This window comes from Oribacterium sp. P6A1 (genome assembly GCF_000702885.1).
Lineage (GTDB): Bacteria > Bacillota > Clostridia > Lachnospirales > Lachnospiraceae > Oribacterium.
In genome coordinates this window covers 285,484-304,432 of sequence record NZ_JNKO01000002.1, presented here as the reverse complement: position 1 = coordinate 304,432, position 18,949 = coordinate 285,484, and the positions used below count along the sequence as shown (strand labels likewise).

The following is an 18,949-nucleotide window of genomic DNA, read 5'->3' as shown; positions in this document are numbered from 1 at the left end:
GCCAATCGTTATTTTTTTAACATTGTTTAACATTATATCACTTCCTCATTGTCCATACAACAAAATGAGCCTCTTGATTGATAAAATTTTAACCATTCTTTTTGTCACTTTTTCTGCCTTGACAAATCTGATACAATAGTTCGTAGCATTGCCGGAGTATAACCGGATCAATGCCATGAAATCATACTTTTGCCGGTGCCGATTTCGGCACGGGTGTTTGATAAATAGAGAAAGAGGTAATTATGCTAAAAATCGAGAGAACTTCAGTTATGAATCTTGAAAACGCCATGAGAGGCGCACGTAACCCGCTTAACTCATGGGCCCGTTCAGACAGTTCTTATGATGAGAACGGAAATTATATCCTTGGTCCTAATGATCTTTCCCTTGCAAAACGTCTCCGTGTTGCAGGTTCCGATCATCGCAAGTATGTTCGTATGATCATGGTATGCTGTGATATCACTGCTCCTATCTACTGGTGGAAAGAATACGATACCTACAAGGTTGCCACAGTTGCAAACTCAACTTCAACCATGCACAAGATCCACAGCAAGCCTATCGAATATGATGACTTTTCTCATGATCACCTTACACCGGATGCCGAGAAAATAATGAAGGATTACATTGCAGAGATTGAGAAAATCCGTCTTCGTTATATGGAGGAAGGAAAGAACAAGGATGACTGGTACGATCTCATTCAGATGATCCCCGAGTCCTACAATCAGATGAGAACTGTAACTCTTAATTACGAAACTCTCATTAATATCTATTTTGCAAGAAAAAATCATAAGCTTCAGGAGTGGCATACCTTCTGTGAATGGATCGAGTCACTTCCCTATGCACAGGAGATCATCATCGCAAAGAACGATGAGGCTGAGCCGGAGGCATGATAACAAATAAGAACCGGATCCCCTGAAATGGAACGCGTCTTCAAAGGGAGAAAAAGTACCGGGGGAATCAGTTTTTTAATATTATGAAGGAAACCACGCCAACGGGCCCAAGGCTCGAAGGCGTGGTTTTTATCTGCCGGCACAGAATACTTCACCGGCCTTTACTGTATCATCAGATCCATGGTTCACACCGGAATGCTTTCCCCCAGAGTGACTGAATATATAAGTTTCTCCTTCACTTTTTTCCCGGTGATGGATTCCAGGGCCTTTTCATAAAGCTCCAGCTGTTTCTTATATCTTCCTATAAGAATATCTGCTGTTTTAACACGATCCGTCTTATAGTCAACAAGAACTATCTCATCATCCTCTATAAAAAACGCATCTATGATTCCCTGAAGCAGAATGTGCTCTGTCACTTCTCCCGTACCGAACAATTCGTTATGGGGAAGATTAAGCATAAAATGTTTCTCCCGGAAAAGCATTCCGTTTTTTTGAGCCTTCCTGAAACGTGCAGCCAGATCACTGTCAAGAAAAGTCCTGAAACGATCCTCCTTCAAAAGCTTATATTCCGCCTCCGGCATCTTCTCCTTAAGCTGCTGCATAAATCTCCCGGGTTCATCTTCATAGTCATATTTCTGAAAGGCATGGTGGTAGGCATCACCAATCACTGCTCCGCCTGCCCTGTCTTTGCCTCCTGATGACTGCAAGGATGCAGAAGCCCCGGCAGAAAATCCTTCTGTATCGGAATGATCTGCCGAAATCATCCAGGGTTCCGCTCCCTTCAGCTCTCTTGCCTCTTCGTACTTTTCAATCTCCGCTTCCTTAAGCTCGGAAACAGAATGTTTCGGATAAAGCCCTACCGCATCCTGATATGCATATCTGAACGAGAATTTGTGAAGCTCTCTCTGATAGGATTCTTCATCGGTTTTAGCATCCATGATCTGCCGGATCAGAGCCTCATGCTGCTCCTTAAGACTTTCATTCCTGCAAGTCTCGCCCTTCTTTATGTCAGCCAGGGTGCAGACCTTTACAGTTATGGGTTTATCAATGTTTCTGTTGCCGCTGTCTTCAAGCTTCATCCTTCCTTCAGCCATAACTATCCAGTCAAGATAGCATGAAGCATTTCTGACCGCAGTACTGCTTAACCCGGTTTCCCCATCGCTGTACTTTTCCAGAAGCTTTTCCGCATCACTTACAGCAGCCGTAAGTATCAGCTTATGAACAGCTCTCGTCATACCTACATAAAGAACCCTAAGTTCCTCCCCAAGCTGATCTGTTTCAAGCTTTTCCTTAATTGCAGCTCTTTTGAGAGACGGAATCTTAACCTTATTCTCAAGATCAATGTAGTTGCATCCTATACCGTATTCGGAGTCTATAAGCATCTTCGAATTGAGATCCTGCTTATTGAACTTACGCCCCATACCCGACAGGAACACCACCGGAAACTGAAGACCCTTGGACTTATGTATGGACATGACTCTCACAAGGTCGTCCTGATCGGAATAAACAGAGGCCTCCCCCTGATCATCATCATACTTCTTCAGCTTCTCGATATACCTTATATAGTCAAAAAGGCCTTTATAGGAAGTCTTCTCAAAGGACAGCGCCATATCCACCAGGGCATCAAGATTAGCTTTTCTTCTGCTTCCTGCCGGCATGGCAGTTACATAGTTATAGTAGCCCGTCTCATCATAGATTCTGTAAAGAAGCTCATGAATGGACAGGTAATGGGACATCTGCCTGAATTTCTCTATGTCTCTGTAAAAACCAAGAAGTTTATCAGCAAGCTCATCCCTTAGAGGCTCACCGCTTCCCGCCTTCTCTTCATCAAATATGCTGTATATTCCGTAAGTTTCCGGAGCCGTCTCCCCGGTATCTTCATAATCTCCGGAAATGCTTGCACAGGATACCTCATCAGAGTCATAATCCCCATCACCTTCCTCTTCAATTATCGGTCTCAGAGTACCTCTTGCATTAACGATCTCAGCCATCTCTTCATCTGTAAACTTATAGATGTCGGAATGCATGATGGCTGCAAGGGGTATATCCTGCTCAGGATTGTCTATGACATTCAGGAGGCTCAATACCGTCTCAACCTCTACAGTATTGAAATATCCCTCATTGCTTGTACAGTATGCAGGTATCCCTTCTTCATTCAGTACATCAACTATGGTATCTGCCCAGGATCCCGGGGAACGTGTCAGTATGACAATGTCTCTGTATGGAATCTTTTCCTGCCTGTCATGAAGTTCATGTATCCGGTGGGCTATAAGACGGGCTTCCGCTTCTTCCTTTAAAAGCTCCTCTCCTTCAAAGAGATCCCTGGAAAGTTCCTTATTGTTTTCCATGATAAGCAGCTCAGTCAGATATTCAGGCTTAAGTTCATCTCTGTATTCCGCATCCGGAAAACCATAATGAAGAGCCGCCTTCCCGGTGTAGTCTATTCCTCCCACAGCTGAGATCATGACACGACTGAACACATCGTTTGCAGCACTTATGACTTCATTTCTGCTTCGAAAATTCCTGCTCAACTCTATGGTCGGATAATTCACGTCATTATACTTCTCAAGAAACAGATCCGGTCTTGCCTGTCTGAAGCTGTAAATGGACTGCTTGACATCTCCCACCTGAAAAACATCAGGTCTCCCGAAACGTTCGGAAGAAAGGGCAGCTATCAGCTCCTCCTGTACATAGTTTGAATCCTGATATTCATCCACCAGTATCTCACGGTATCTTTTGGCATAATCATCCGCAATCTGTGAAAAGCATCTCTTCCCGTTTTCATCCACTGTATAAAGGATCTCCAGGGCTTTATGCTCCAGATCCCCGAAATCCAGCATATGCCGTTTTGCCTTCTGGTCCTGAAATCTTCCGATGAACTCCCTGGTCAGATTCACAAGAACTTTTATGCCGGACTCTATACCGGCCTCCATCCTTTCCTCTGTTTCTTTATCCGGTATAACTATACTTTCGGCTATTGTTTTAAGATCCTTTTTTACCGCATCTCTTATATCCTTAGCCTTATCCTTAAGCTCTGCCTTTGAGGGCTTAAGTCTTCCGAAGCTGTCCTTTGCCGCCTTTACTGCTGCCGCAAAGCTCTCTATATCATCAGCTTCCGAAACAGCATCTATGGCATTTAGATTTGCGGTGAACTCGTCTATATAAACTTCCGGGCCGTCGGGATCCTCACAGACGGATAATGCATATTCCATATTCTCGGCATCATCCCTTATCCTGGCTCTAAGCTGGTTAAGATAAAATCTTTTCCAGTTACGGCCGCCGTCCTTCCGGTCTATACATCTGTCAAGATATTCCATGGGCCAGGGACTCGCTTCGGCATAATCGTGAAGTCTGAGAATAAGCTCCTCAATTCCAGAATCCCCCTTCCCTCCCGAAAAGGCATCCACAAAATTCAAAAAATCCTCATCCTCCTGTACAGCATAATGCTCCTCCAGAAGGTCTGAGATCACATCACTTTTTAACAGCTTCAGCTCTCCGCTGTCACCCATTCTGAAACCGGGATCCAGATCTATGGCCGCATAGTTTTCCGTTATGAACCTCTTGCAGAAGGAGTCAATGGTGGAGATATTGGCATTCTGAATATTTCCGGCCTCTCTTATAAGCCCTGCATCATACGGATTCTCCGAAAGTTTTTTGTCTATGGCAGACTTTATTCTTTCCCTCATCTCCTGGGCCGCCGCATCCGTAAAGGTCATAATGACCATCTGGTCAAGAGACAGAGGATCCTCCTTATCCATTATCCTTGAGATCACATGCTCAACAAGAACCGCTGTCTTACCGGAGCCCGCCGCTGCTGCCACCAGAAGATTTCCTTCTTTATGATCTATTACCCTCTGCTGATCATCCGTCCATTTCATCCTGAGACTCCTCCGGCATTATTTCTTTCCAAATTTCTTCAGGTTTCATCATAATCTGTTTCCTGTATCTGTATCCCTCGATACGTCTGTCAAATTTACATACACTGTGATAAGGACAGTAGTCACATACAGTGCTGTCCTTACCGAAATCCATAGGATCCACTGAGATCCTTCCGCATTTTATCTCTCCCGCAAAGCGCTGCATGAGCTTGTCAACATACTTTTCCAGAGCTTCAAACTGCTTTGTGGAAGCGACATATTTTTTACTGAGGTCTACGGTACCGCCCTTTAAGGTAACCGGGAGCACCTCAGAATCCTTTACTATATCCCTGTCCAGCTTTTTTACGATCTGGAGCTCCGAATTCACAAGGCCGTCTACCTTAAGTTCCTTAAGAAGCTCCCTTTCCGCATTCTCCCTGGTCCTTTCAGCCTCGTACTCAAGCACCGGATCCTGTATCCTGTAGTAAAGCATTGCTGCAGGAATTATCTCCTTGTTCTGATTCCTGTTCCGGTAATCTGTCATGGCATAGCTCATATAGGTAACCAGCTGAAGCTGCAGACCATTGTAGACCTTTGTAAGATCAAACGAGGTCTTACCGGACTTATAGTCTATTATTTTCACGTAAACATGATCAGCATCCCTTGCCACGTCTACTCTGTCTATCCTTCCCTTGAGCCTCAGTCCGTTTCTCACATAATCAAACTGCTTTTCCATTCCATCCACATAGAATTCACCATGCTTAAGTTGCTCAGAAAGAGCCCACAGAGTGAGCTTTGTTATGCTCCCCGCCTTATGGACAAGATACCGGTTTCTGGCAGTATCAAACAGCATACCGTAATTGTAGGTCTCCGCTACATTTCTGACACTGTTCTCAGCAAGAGCATTAAGCTCCTCTAGACTTAGCTCCTCCAGCTTTTTATGCATGTTAAAGACATCTCTGAAGCTCTTCTCTATGGCAGAATGATAGAGATTTCCTATATCGAACATCTGAACCTCAAAGGTCTCTCTTTCGCTTAACCTGAGTCCGTACTGAAGGAAATGGGCATAGGCGCACTGTCCGAACCTTTCAAGCCGTGTAATGGAACCGCTTATCATATCTCCGTACAGCATTTCCGCCACTTCCGGCTTAAGATCCATATCCTCATAATGTGAAAAGGCCGCAGAAACCAGGTCCAGAGTCTTCTCTCTGAAATTTCCGTCATCATAAAGAATCCTCAGGAGCCTTACAAGCTTCTCATATAGAGAGCCCTCCGTTACGGGCTGACCAACTGTTTCCGGAAGCTCCGATGCAATAAAACGTACTGCTTCCTTCGGGGTAAAGATCTTAGGCTTAAGCCGCCTTAATTTCTTTATCTTAAAATCAGAGAACATATCCTTTATATCCCCTATAAGTCCGGAAGGCTTTACTCCCTTTCCGTCTCTCCCCTTCATGGGATAGCTGAGAACAAGTCTCTCCGACGGGTTTAAAAGAGCCCTGTATATGTAGAATCTTTGTATCAATGCTTCTTCGGTGCGATCCGGAGCAAGCTCAGCTCCTATTTCAGAAAACAGCTTCCTGTCTCTGTCTGTAATTATCTTATGGTCGCTCTCAGCCTTCGGTACCTCTGTGGAAGTAATTCCCGCAACAAAAAATACCAGAGGATTGGAAAACCTGGATCTCGTCAGGTCTCCAATCACCACCTGATCCATAGTGGCAGGTATGACCCTGACAGAAGCCTCTGCAAGTCCTGCCTCAAGAATATCCTTAAAATCGCTTACGGAAATAACTGCATCAAAAAGAAGCTTTGACATCTGATCAAGAACCGTATCAACCGCCGATATACTGTCTTTTATGAACTCCGCTCGATTCTGGTCCCCCTCTTTTCTAAGCTTCTCCGTAAGCATAAGTACATAGCTTTCCGCCCCGGATTCCGTCATAAAGTCCTTCAGGGCCTGAACTTTACCCGCAACATCCGTATCCCTGCTTTTGATTTTTTTATAAAGGGATAAAACGGGACTGAACAGCTTCTTGCGGAGAGCCTCCATCTCACTTTCACTGCCGTCTCTTTCGGTCCAGACATTTTCATACTTTGTGATACCCCTTTTACCCGTTTTTCGGAGGTAATTGTCCATGACATCTATTTCATGCTCCTCCGAAGGCTTCTCCTTGGGACAGGCTCTCAGAAATCTTATGACAGAATCAAAGCTGAAGTTCTGATCTATTGCCTCCAGGGCGGAACACATGATCCCTGCATAGGGAGAATCCATAAGACTTCCGGGGTCATCAAAGAAATAAGGGATTCCCGCTTCCGAGAACACCTTATACACTATATCTCTGTAGCTTTCGGGATTTGTGAGGATGATGCCCACATCTTTGTATCTCATCCTTCCGCTTCGTATCAGCTCTTCTATCTCTGAAGCTATGGCTTCTATTTCCTGTCTCTGATCTGCAGCCTCCCAGATGCTGAGAGCCGAACCCGCCTCTGTTTTACCGTCCTTCACACCGAATCTGTAGATTCTTCTCTCTATTACATCAAGAGCATGTCCGTGAGGCGTATCAAATCTGTAAGCCGGTCTGTCAGCTCCTCTCTCCTCTCCGGTCCAGGCATCGTACCGGTTCACATCTATTTCGGGAATAAGCTCCACTTTAAGCCGGTCTGCTATCTTTGTCAGCTTCTTTATGGTCTGTCTCGAAAGATAGAAAAGATCCTCAGGTCCCCGCTCATCATATATGGATTCCCTTGCGTCAATGCTTACATCCAGTGTTACCAGTGTTTCTTTGGCGGTCGGAAGAATCTCTTCCATGATGTCCAGCTGCACCGGTGTAAACCCGGTGAAACCGTCAAAGGCAACAACAGCACCCTTTAGGAGCTCAGAATCAGGCATACTCCTGTAAAGCTTGTCCAGTATCTCTTCCTGTGTGAGATATCCGTGCTCTGTCATGTAATCCTGAAATCCCTCTAAAATAAGAGCCAGATCATGAAGCTTATTTTTGGTGTATACGGATTCCGCATGCTCTGCTGCTGCATCCACCATCTCCGGAGTAATGCGGTACTGATAGAACTCGGAAATCTGAGATTTAAGCTCAGCAAGGAATCCGGTCTTATTAAGCTCTCTCTGATAAAGCTTAAGTTTGTCCTTTATCTTTTCAGTTACAGACCGAAGTATCATGACTTTACCCATGTCATCAATTATAGCCATACTTCCAATGGGAATATCAAGCTCCTCAAATACACGGTATGCCAGTCTGTTGAAGCTCAGTACATCAATGTTCAGGATTCCGTTTCCCTTGTTGAAAAGATGCCCCGTGATTCTCTTCTGCATGGCAAGGGTGTCCTGCTCCGGAACTATCAGGAACCAGTTTTTCCCTAGATCCTTCGGCGCTTCCTTTAAAAAGTACTGTAAAATATATTCTGTTTTACCGGCGCCTCCGGCGCCAAAAACAAATTGAAGACTCATTTAATCACTCCAGAATTTATGATGTAAGTGTAAAAAGACGATATCGGACCGCTTCGCGCTTTTCGCTCTATGGGAACGTCATCTCATTTGTATTCGCTTCGCGAAGGGCTGACGCTGCATGACAGGTCCTTCGGCCTGCCACAAAACGCGTTCCTTGTGCCATTATACCCCATCCGGCCTCATGTTAGCACTGAAGCAATCCTTCAAACAGATCAGCATCCCGATCTGGTCATATAATATTTTCAAAAACTGGTAATTTAAACATCTCCAGCAGTTCCCTATAATCCAATACAACAAAAATATGACAGAGACGTTATCCCGGGTATCCGGTATTTGCCCTTTGGAGCTTCGCCTCATGGCATAAAAAAAATATTATACATCTGGTTGGGGAGGAACAAATCATGAATCAGTCTAAAACCTACAAGCTTTCACTTGCTGCTCTGTTTGCAGCCCTGTCCTATACAGTTTTTACTTTCTTACAGATAAAGATCCCTGTAGCGGGAGATATGACATCCATCCATCTCGGCAATGCCGTTGTAGTTCTTGCTTCATTTATAATCGGCGGCCCTCTTGGGGGAATCGCAGGTGCCATCGGAATGAGCATCGGCGATTTCTTTGATCCTGTATATGCCCCTCTTGTTCCAAAGACCCTTATCTGCAAGACCATAATTGGTCTGATTACAGGTTTTGTTGCCCATAAAATAGGTCACATAACTACAAGCGATGATCCGAAGCATGTCCTTCGCTTTGCCATCCTCGCCGCTGCCGCAGGTCTTACCTTCAACATTTTTGCCGACCCTATCATCGGTTACTGGTACAAGATCCTCATACTCGGAAAACCAGCTGCTGAGCTTTCACTTAAAATAAACTTTGTATCCACCATAATCAATGCCGTGATTTCTCTCATTGTTTCAACTGTAGTTTACACAGCACTGAGACCGGCGCTTAAGCAGTCAGGATTCTTCCTGAAGCTGGCAAATTAATTATATTATCTTATAATCCTGAAGCAGCCGGTTTTGAAATCGGGCAGAAAAAAGAAGCAGCTTCCATAAAGGTTCTGCTTCTTTTTTATTGTTATATCCATTACTTTCTAATATAATGTAATGTACTTTTGTCCTATAAAACTAATTTAAAGGAAAATCATATGTATAATAATGAATTACTTTTCATGACTCCTTTTCTCAAGGAAGTCCTCTGGGGCGGAACCAGACTCCAGGAAAAGTATGGATATAAATCAGATAGTGAAACAGTCGGAGAAGCCTGGGTCGTAAGTGCGAACCGTAACGGTGAAAGCTGTGTACGGGACGGCCGCTTTAAGGGTATGACTCTTTCGGAATTATGGAAAAACCAGCCTGCGCTCTTCGGACTTGATAAGTCTGATATGAACCCGGAAGCTCCGGAAAATGGATCATACAAAGATCAGCACCCTTCCTGTTTAGACAAAAATCATAAGCTCACTAAATACGACAGCTTCCCGCTTCTTGTTAAGCTCATTTATGCAAAAGACAACCTTTCCATACAGGTTCACCCTGATGATGACTATGCTTACCTTCATGAGAATGGTGGCAGCGGTAAAACAGAATGCTGGTATATCGCTGACTGTGATGAGGGCGCAGACATTATCATCGGACATCACGCAAAGAACAAAGAGGAACTCCGGGAAATGATCATGAACGGGGAATGGGATAAGCTCCTTCGTGTCATACCTATCCATAAGGGTGATTTTTTCTATATCCCTTCAGGTACTGTTCATGCCATCCGTAAGGGCACGCTCCTTCTTGAGATCCAGCAGAACTGCGATCTCACATACAGGCTTTATGATTATGACCGCCTTCAGAACGGAAAACCGAGAGAGCTCCATATCGATAAGGCCATTGATGTCATAAACTATCCTTCCTATGAAAAGGCTTCAGCCCCGGCTTCCGCGGTATCTTCTCATGACGCCTCCACGTATCAGGGGGAGACCCACACCGGACTTTTGCAGTGCAGATATTTTTCAGTGGACAAGTATCTTGTGAAGGATAGGTTCAGCTTGATTCAAAACCATTCCTTCCTGATAGTGGATGTTCTGGAAGGCTCCGGAACTGTTGATGGAATCCCGATAAGCTCAGGTGACAATTTCATCGCTCCATATAATTACGGAGAGCTTCATTTCGAAGGCGATATGACCATCATTACATCACATATCTGACTTTTACATACGAAATTAAAAGGTTCAAATCATTGTTCCGGCACATGATTTGAACCTTTTTCATATACATTAGCTATTCATGATTTTCGTAAGAATAATTTGCTTCATTTTTCCGCTTATTTCTTTATTCTGTTATGCCTTAACTTTCATTCCGGCCTTAATGAATCTGAACATGCGGACAGCTCCCTTATAATAGAGCTCCTCTGCATTATCGAGAGCATCCTTAAGTGTCATGGGACCGTCAACCGTGGTCATGATAGAATCGATGCCATGGTCATAGATTTTTTCATAGTCCTTCCCGAGTCCGCCGCAGAGCGCAATTACAGGAACACCCTTTCTCTTTGAACGGTCTCCGACTCCCTGCATGACCTTACCGAAGCAGGACTGCCAGTCAGTGCGGCCCTCTCCGGTTACAACCAGGTCAACATCCCTAAGACGCTGATCGAAGTCAATGAGATCAAGAACTGTTTCTATGCCTGACTTCATCTCTGCTCCAAGAAATACTTTAAGCGCTGTGCCGAGTCCGCCGGCTGCTCCGGAACCCTTTATTTCGTCAGGATTGATTCCGAATTCTTTTATGATCACGTCACGATAGTTCTGCATTCCCTTTTCAAGTTCATCAAGTATCTCCGGGGTACCACCCTTCTGCTTACCGAAGGTGAAAGTTGCTCCGTCAGGACCGCAAAGAGGATTTGTGACATCACACATTACCGTAAAATGAGCATTCTTTACGGCAGGATCAAGTCCCGTCATATCAATGTGATGAACCTTTGAAAGCTCACTTCCCTTTCCAGAAAGAACATTGCCGTCCTCGTCAAGGAACCTGATCCCTAATGCTCTGGCAAAGCCCATTCCGCCGTCATTGGTTGCTGAACCGCCGATGGCGATGGCAATCTCCTTAAACCCTGCATCAAGAGCGGCCTTTAAGAGTTCACCTGTACCGTAGGTTGTGGTATGAAGGGGATTTCTTTTCTCCATGGGAACCATAGGAATTCCGGACGCCGCAGCCATCTCAAGTACAGCTTCAGTATCAGACAGTTTACCGTAGAAGCCATGCTCTGTCTCCATGAGAGGACCATGAACATCAACATAGACCATCTCACCCTTTCTTGCCTTTACCACTGCCTCTGTGGTGCCTTCACCACCATCAGCAACAGGCACCCCCCCTGTCTCGCACTCTCCGAATACCTCATGAGCTGCCTTTGTAAGAAGTTCGATGGTCTGGTCGCTGGATATGGTCCCCTTAAAGGAATCTGATGCAAAAAGTAATTTCATCTGTATTTCTCCTTTGCAGCTCCTGCTGCCTGGTTTTTATAAAAGAAATGCGAATGCTTATATCCAACATCCGCAAATTAAAAAATCATGTGAATTCTGTTCCACCGTATATATAGAAATACTATCTATCCGTAATCAGTCAAACTTAAAAAGATTAAGTCCGGTGTTTGTTATGCTGTCCTTCTCTCTTCCCACATGTCCGTCGATGACAGTGATGAAAATCTCTGAGGTTCCGCTGATGCGCACAGCCTTAAGATGACCGCCGTAGGCATGCCCCTCCGCGTCAGAAGCATTGACATGAATATGAAGATAGGGCTTTCCATCCATCTCAGTGATGTTTCCCACGATTGAAGTAATCTCTAGCGGCTTATCCAGCTTTATCTCGCTGAACTCCTGCTTCTCCACATCATAAAGCCCCATAACCAGATGATCCGCTGCCCCGAGACCCACGATAGACCCAAGTCTGATGCCTTCCTTCTCGCAAAGCATACCTATGGTCTCCATAACCTCCTCACCGCGGTCCACACGCAAAACTATCTGCTTTCCAAATACTCTGTAATCCATGATTCTGCTCCCTTAAAATCCGCAAATGAAAACCATCACCTGCACTTAAATATGTGTACATTATAGTCCAACACTTCAAAAACATAAGATCGTACCATTTTATGCCTGAACGATGGACACACCACTCATGCGCTCATAGTATCTTACGATATCATCATGATCGCAGTCAGCTTCACCATGATTCATAAGCTCCTGCATGACCTCCATCATATGTGCGGTCATAGGAACAGGCATATTGATGGCATGTGCCGCATTAAGCGCATTTGTAAGATCCTTTACGTGGAGCTTTATACGGAAGCCCGGCTCATAATTTCCGGAAAGCATCATGGGAGCCTTTGCGTCCATTACTGTTGAACCTGCAAGACCGCCGCGGATTGCCTGATAAACCAGCTCCGGATCTGTTCCTGCCTTCTTGGCAAATGTCAATGCCTCTGCCACGACTCCGATGTTTGCCGCAACTACCATCTGATTTGCAAGCTTTGCAACATTACCGGAACCGATAGGCCCCACATAAACAACGGATGCAGCCATAGCCTTAAGTACAGGAAGGAACTTGTCAAATGTATCCTTATTTCCGCCTGCCATAACAGAAAGTGTACCGTCTATAGCCTTTGGCTCCCCGCCTGATACAGGACAGTCAAGCATCTCAATTCCGCTCTTTGTAAGCTCTGCTGCGATCTTCTGTGACTCTACCGGGTCGATGGATGACATATCAAGAACTGTTATACCGCTCTTTCCACCCTCTATAACTCCGCCTGCTCCGAGAGTGACCTCACGCACCTGAGGACTGTTGGGGAGCATGGTGATGATGACTTCGCAACCCTTTTTTACTTCCTCCGCAGCATTTTTTGCTCCCTCTGCTCCGAGAGCCACAAACTCATCTATAACCTCCTGCTTATGTGTTGTAACTACAACATCGTAGCCAGCCTTTATAAGATTCTTTGCCATGGGCTTTCCCATGATTCCGAGACCAACAAATCCTATTTTCATATTCTTTCTCCTCTATTCTCTTCTGTATAACCGCTCATAGTTTTTCTTAAAATGATTCAAAAAATCATGCTTTTCTGTTATGGCACTATCATCTTATTAAAACACATTATCAGATACAATCTGAATTACTTACAAAGGAGCCCCGTTTTTTTGAAAGAAATGTAGAAAGGGTTTTTGCAACATTCATATCATTTCAATACAATTCAATTTACGCCAAATAAAAAGAGCACGATGCAAGACCATGCTCTTAATATCACATCATGAGATTGTACTTCTTTAGCTTTCTCCAAAGAGTTGTCTTGCTTATCCCAAGCTCCACCGCGGTTTTTTCACGATTTCCCATATTCTTACTGATGATCTTTAGTATCCGGTCTCTCTCGAGATCCTGTACAGTCATGCTTCGGTCTGTTTTCACCCCTGTATGATAAGGCTCCTGCATTCCGAAATCATCTGTTTCGTTATCAAAAGCCTCATCCGGTTTTACCTCATTCCATTTATGACTCTCAGACACTGCATCAAAACCATATACGGATTTTTCACCATAAAGTTCCTCATAGAGCTCTTTTATATCCCCGGCCTTCAGATTTCTGTGCTCTAGGGTTATAACCAGTCTCTCGATGAAGCTTTCAAGCTGAATTCTGCCTCCGTCCCACCTTTTCAGTTCCAGCTCCTTCTCTCCGTCCTTTGTAAGAACGTGATACTTTCCATATCGTTCTGTTATACTCTGCATGTAGACATTGGCAAGATACACTATGTCCTCGGGAGTCTCGGAAAGAGAAGGGATCTTTATGGCAAATGCCGACATCCTTGCGCAGAGCTCCGGTATAAGATATGCCCTGTAATTAACGGTCTTTGCCACCAGAATAACATTCCTGAACATCAGTATCTCCATGAGCTTCTTTTGGGACCTCTCATCCATGTATTCGATGTTATTTATGACGAGAGTCCCCTTCAGAGATTCATTGACCTTGGCATTACGGCCATAAAGATCGTCATAGGAAGACTTCCCCTTTTCACACTCGTAACTCACCAGCTTTTCCTGAGAATGCTTAGAATTATTATGCATGGCATTAATGAAGGCTCTGTGAAGATTTCCGACAGGTTCAACAATCAGCTTTGGGCAGTCTGTTACCGAAAGCTTTTCAGCAAGATTTACCGCCTTCTGCATCTTCATACTCCTATAAGGAAAGTTCACAAATGAATTTCCCTTTTTTCCGGCACTCTTTTCTTTACTAAGCACCGCATGGGGCGGAATGTCGCTGTTCTCAAAGGTGTCTGCAAGGAGGAATGCTTCCTTAATCGCATTTTTCACCGAATCCTCAGTATTGGCAAGATACAGTGCCGGTATTCCCACACTATCCGCCATGTTCAGTACAGTGGAACCGCCGATGATCAGATCCGCCCTGTCTTCAATTGCCTGCATGGCAGTCGGTTTCAGGAGTTCCGGATTCTGAATCAGGTATTCTCTCAGATTAACTCCGCACTTTTCTCCTATCCCTGTCATGTCACAGGCCATATTTTTGAACATGACTATAGCTATATCGGGCCGCTCCTTTTTGAGGATCCTTTTCGCTCTCTCCAGCATGTTGATAAGCCCCTGCTGTGTCATGATTATCTCAACAACAGGAATATCCGTATACTGCTTTATGACAGTAGCCTGAAGACCTCTGGCTATGATGATGTCCGCACCTTGATTTATGGCCTGACGGGCTTCCGTCACCGCACTTTCCGTTTCAATCACCTTCATCATAAAAAGACGCTTTTTCATTTCCTGTAAAGCATCATGTGAAAGTCTGAACAGCTCATCATTCGGCACCAGCAGTGCAATATTTGCCATGGTTCCTCCCTTTCATTATATTTCAAATTGTTTCATCGTCTTAGTTTAACATCGAAAAAGAGTTAAGCCAAGGCTTAACTCTTTACAGGATTGTATTTTACCTTCTTCACATAAACCGCTTCAATCCTTAATTTCTGCTCTTTAATCCTGAGAATCCCGGGTTATTTCATCAGCTGTGATTCTTTCCAGGGCTGCCGCTATACCGTCATGATCATTATCCAATGTGATCATGTCAAAGCTTCCGCGTATTTCCTGAGGAGCATTTCCCATCACAACCGGTTTCCCGACTATTTTAAGCATCTGAAGATCGTTATAATTATCACCGAAAGCGATTGTATTTTCCAACGCTATATCCTTTAACCTGCAGTATTCCTTTACAGCGCCGGCTTTAGTGATTCCCTTTGGATTCACCTCCAAAAGGATATTTGATGACTTCGCAACGGAAAGCTCGGGATAGCTGCTCTTAAGCTTCATCTCGACTGAATCTATGCTGCCGGGTTCACAGAAAAACAGTATTTTTCCTATCATTTCACCAGGCAGAAATGAGGAAAGGTCATCCCCCGTGGGGAAGGCTTCAACTATTGCCGCCTCATTCATTATCCTTGGATCGTGAATACTGTTTGCTATCCATTTTTCCGCTGAGTAAACACTCCAGGATACAGGAAGCTTTTCACGGCATGAAAGCTCCAGTACCTCTCTTACAGTGTCTATATACATACCCTTTTCATAGATAATGCTTCCATCCCTGTCTTTAATGACAGAACCTCCAAGTGCAATCACCGAACAATCCAGGTCATATCTTCGAATGATCGGTTCTATACCGGATATCCCTCTTGAGGATGCTAAAACAAACTCTCTTCCTGAATCTGTCCATTTTCGAAGTGCTAAAAGTGTCTTTTCCGATATCCTGTGATCAGAATTCAGAAGTGTTCCATCGATATCTGTAAAGATCGCACTGTATTTCACATCTGTCATGTATTCTCCTTTATCTCGATTTCGCGTCAGCCTTCAGATGACTCCTCGAATAATCCCTGGAAGCTCAGAGCCTGCCATGATGATACAATATCTTAAACGAGGCACCGGATTTCTCCGATGCCTCGCTGATTTATCCAACTTATATTCGATTATGCTATTAATACGACTTAAGCTCTTGGATTTGCAATCTGTGCCTGAGCAGCTGCAAGACGGGCTACAGGTACACGGAATGGTGAACATGATACATAGTCAAGGCCGATCTTGTGGCAGAACTCTACTGATGAAGGATCTCCGCCGTGCTCACCGCAGATACCGATGTGGAGTGCGGGATTAACCGGCTTTCCAAGCTTGATAGACATCTCCATAAGCTTGCCTACACCTGTCTGGTCAAGCTTTGCGAAAGGATCTGACTCAAAGATCTTTGTATCATAGTAAGCATTGAGGAACTTACCTGCATCATCACGTGAGAAACCGAATGTCATCTGTGTAAGGTCATTTGTACCGAAGCAGAAGAAATCAGCTTCCTTTGCGATCTCGTCAGCTGTAAGAGCTGCTCTTGGGATCTCGATCATTGTACCAACCTCGTACTGAAGATCTGCACCTGCTGCAGCGATCTCTGCGTCAGCTGTCTCAACTACGATCTCCTTAACGAACTTAAGCTCCTTTACCTCACATACAAGAGGAATCATGATCTCAGGCTTTACATTCCACTCAGGATGGTTCTTCTGAACCTCAAGAGCTGCGCGGATAACAGCCTTTGTCTGCATCTTTGCGATCTCAGGATATGTAACTGCAAGACGGCATCCTCTGTGACCCATCATAGGGTTGAACTCGTGAAGTGAGTTGATGATAGCCTTGATCTCTTCTACTGACTTATGCTTTGCATCTGCAAGCTTCTTGATCTCGTCCTCTGTTGTAGGAACGAACTCGTGAAGAGGCGGATCAAGGAATCTGATAGTAACCGGGCAGCCCTCAAGAGCCTCATAAAGAGCCTTAAAGTCATTCTGCTGATATGGAAGAATCTTCTCAAGAGCTTCCTCTCTCTCCTCAACTGTATCTGAGCAGATCATCTCACGGAATGCAGCAATTCTGTCTTCCTCGAAGAACATGTGCTCTGTACGGCAGAGACCGATACCCTCAGCGCCAAGCTCTCTTGCCTTCTTTGCATCAGCCGGTGTATCCGCATTTGTACGAACCTTAAGCTTTCTGAACTGATCAGCCCAGGCCATGATACGTCCGAACTCACCAGCGATCTGTGCATCTACTGTAGCGATCTTTCCATCGTAGATGTTACCTGTTGTACCATCGATAGAGATGAAGTCTCCCTCGTGGAACTCCTTGCCGCCGAGAGTGAACTTCTTGTTCTCCTCATCCATGATGATATCGCCGCAGCCTGATACGCAGCACTCACCCATACCACGGGCAACAACGGCAGCGTGTGATGTCATACCGCCACGAACTGTAAGGATACCCTGAGCAGCCTTCATACCTGTGATATCCTCAGGTGAAGTCTCAAGACGAACGAGAACTACCTTCTCTCCTCTTGCAGCCCACTCTACAGCATCATCAGCTGTGAATACAACCTTACCGCAGGCAGCTCCCGGAGATGCACCAAGTCCCTTTCCAAGTGGTGTTGCAGCCTTAAGAGCAGCAGCATCAAACTGTGGGTGAAGAAGTGTATCAAGGTTACGAGGATCGATCATGGCAACAGCCTCTTCAGGTGTCTTGTGTCCCTCATCAACGAGATCACATGCAATCTTAAGAGCTGCAGGAGCTGTTCTCTTACCGTTACGGCACTGAAGCATATAGAGCTTCTTATTCTCAACTGTGAACTCCATATCCTGCATGTCATGATAGTGATTCTCAAGAGTCTTACATACCTTAAGGAACTCAGCATAAGCCTCAGGGAACTCCTGCTCCATCTGAGCGATAGGCATAGGTGTACGAACACCTGCAACTACGTCCTCGCCCTGAGCATTGATAAGGAACTCACCCATGAGCTTGTTCTCACCTGTAGCCGGGTCACGTGTGAATGCAACACCTGTTCCTGACTGATTGTTAAGGTTACCGAATACCATAGGCATTACGTTTACAGCTGTTCCCCATGAATAAGGGATGTCGTTATCACGACGGTATACGTTGGCACGTGGGTTATCCCATGAACGGAATACAGCCTCGATAGCAAGCTTTAACTGCTCTACAGGATCTGAAGGGAAGTCCTTTCCAAGCTGATTCTTGTATTCAGCCTTGAACTGCTCTGCAAGCTCCTTAAGGTCAGCTGCTGTAAGGTCAACGTCGAACTTAACACCCTTCTTCTCTTTCATCTTGTCGATAAGCTGCTCGAAATACTTCTTACCAACCTCCATAACTACATCTGAGAACATCTGAATGAAACGACGATATGAATCATATACGAAACGCTCGAATGCCGGATCAGGATTGCCCTTGATCATAGCAGCAACTACTTCGTCATTAAGACCAAGATTGAGGATTGTGTCCATCATACCGGGCATTGATGCACGGGCACCTGAACGAACTGAAACAAGAAGAGGATTCTGAAGATCACCGAACTTCTTTCCATTCTCTTTCTCCATCCAGGCTACGCCCTCCATAGCCTGACCCATGATTTCATCGTTGATCTTACGACCATCCTCATAGTACTGTGTACAAGCCTCTGTAGTAATTGTGAAACCCTGTGGAACAGGAAGACCGATCTCAGTCATCTCAGCAAGGTTAGCGCCCTTACCTCCAAGCAGGTTTCTCATAGACATATTACCTTCTTTGAAGGTATAAACCCATTTCTTAGCCATATTGATTCTCCTCCTAATCATACATACATTTATAAGTGTTTACTGTATACAATTGCCCAATTGCCAGATATACACGGCAACTACCACAAAAACACTAATGATT

11 protein-coding genes are annotated in these 18,949 nt (G+C 44.8%); 3 read left to right on the top strand and 8 right to left on the bottom strand.

Features of this window, described 5'->3' with window-relative positions; genetic code table 11:
* The first annotated feature begins 242 nt into the window (after positions 1 to 242).
* Complete coding sequence (locus T515_RS02600; protein WP_036607145.1) at positions 243 to 887, top strand: hypothetical protein; 645 nt, start codon at positions 243 to 245, stop codon at positions 885 to 887.
* A gap of 185 nt (positions 888 to 1,072) precedes the next feature.
* Here T515_RS02600 and T515_RS02595 read toward each other — a convergent pair whose 3' ends face one another.
* Together T515_RS02595 and T515_RS02590 are read right to left on the bottom strand one after the other, a co-directional pair.
* Positions 1,073 to 4,765, bottom strand: a complete 3,693-nt coding sequence (locus T515_RS02595; protein ID WP_036607143.1) for a UvrD-helicase domain-containing protein — start codon at positions 4,763 to 4,765, stop codon at positions 1,073 to 1,075.
* The gene (locus tag T515_RS02590; RefSeq protein WP_036607141.1) at positions 4,749 to 8,204 is read right to left on the bottom strand and encodes a PD-(D/E)XK nuclease family protein; all 3,456 of its coding nucleotides are present in this window, start codon (positions 8,202 to 8,204) and stop codon (positions 4,749 to 4,751) included. Before T515_RS02590 ends, T515_RS02595 begins: the two co-directional genes overlap by 17 nt.
* A 401-nt stretch (positions 8,205 to 8,605) precedes the next feature.
* On the opposite strand from T515_RS02590, the gene T515_RS02585 reads away from it, so the two are divergent.
* Both T515_RS02585 and manA read left to right on the top strand, forming a co-directional pair.
* Positions 8,606 to 9,187: an ECF transporter S component gene (locus T515_RS02585; protein ID WP_036607139.1), complete on the top strand. Its 582-nt coding sequence runs from the start codon at positions 8,606 to 8,608 to the stop codon at positions 9,185 to 9,187.
* 161 nt (positions 9,188 to 9,348) lie between these two features.
* On the top strand, positions 9,349 to 10,395 hold the full coding sequence (gene manA, locus T515_RS02580; protein ID WP_036607137.1) for a mannose-6-phosphate isomerase, class I: 1,047 nt from the start codon (positions 9,349 to 9,351) through the stop codon (positions 10,393 to 10,395).
* 132 nt (positions 10,396 to 10,527) lie between these two features.
* Here the strand turns inward: manA and T515_RS02575 are convergent, their stop codons facing one another.
* The 6 genes from T515_RS02575 to ppdK form a co-directional block, all read right to left on the bottom strand.
* Complete coding sequence (locus T515_RS02575; RefSeq protein ID WP_036607136.1) at positions 10,528 to 11,670, bottom strand: glycerate kinase; 1,143 nt, start codon at positions 11,668 to 11,670, stop codon at positions 10,528 to 10,530.
* A gap of 135 nt (positions 11,671 to 11,805) precedes the next feature.
* Positions 11,806 to 12,234, bottom strand: a complete 429-nt coding sequence (locus T515_RS02570; protein ID WP_036607134.1) for a PPC domain-containing DNA-binding protein — start codon at positions 12,232 to 12,234, stop codon at positions 11,806 to 11,808.
* 99 nt (positions 12,235 to 12,333) lie between these two features.
* On the bottom strand, positions 12,334 to 13,224 hold the full coding sequence (gene garR / locus T515_RS02565; protein WP_036607132.1) for a 2-hydroxy-3-oxopropionate reductase: 891 nt from the start codon (positions 13,222 to 13,224) through the stop codon (positions 12,334 to 12,336).
* A gap of 253 nt (positions 13,225 to 13,477) precedes the next feature.
* Positions 13,478 to 15,061 carry a PrpR N-terminal domain-containing protein gene (locus tag T515_RS02560; protein WP_036607131.1) on the bottom strand — a complete coding sequence of 528 codons (1,584 nt, stop codon included), beginning with the start codon at positions 15,059 to 15,061 and terminating at the stop codon, positions 13,478 to 13,480.
* Positions 15,062 to 15,202: 141 nt separating this feature from the next.
* A complete protein-coding gene (locus T515_RS02555; RefSeq protein ID WP_051671354.1) occupies positions 15,203 to 16,036 on the bottom strand; it encodes a Cof-type HAD-IIB family hydrolase in 834 nt (277 codons plus the stop codon).
* Between the two features lie 167 nt (positions 16,037 to 16,203).
* Positions 16,204 to 18,846, bottom strand: a complete 2,643-nt coding sequence (ppdK, locus tag T515_RS02550; protein ID WP_036607130.1) for a pyruvate, phosphate dikinase — start codon at positions 18,844 to 18,846, stop codon at positions 16,204 to 16,206.
* Positions 18,847 to 18,949 lie beyond the last annotated feature (103 nt).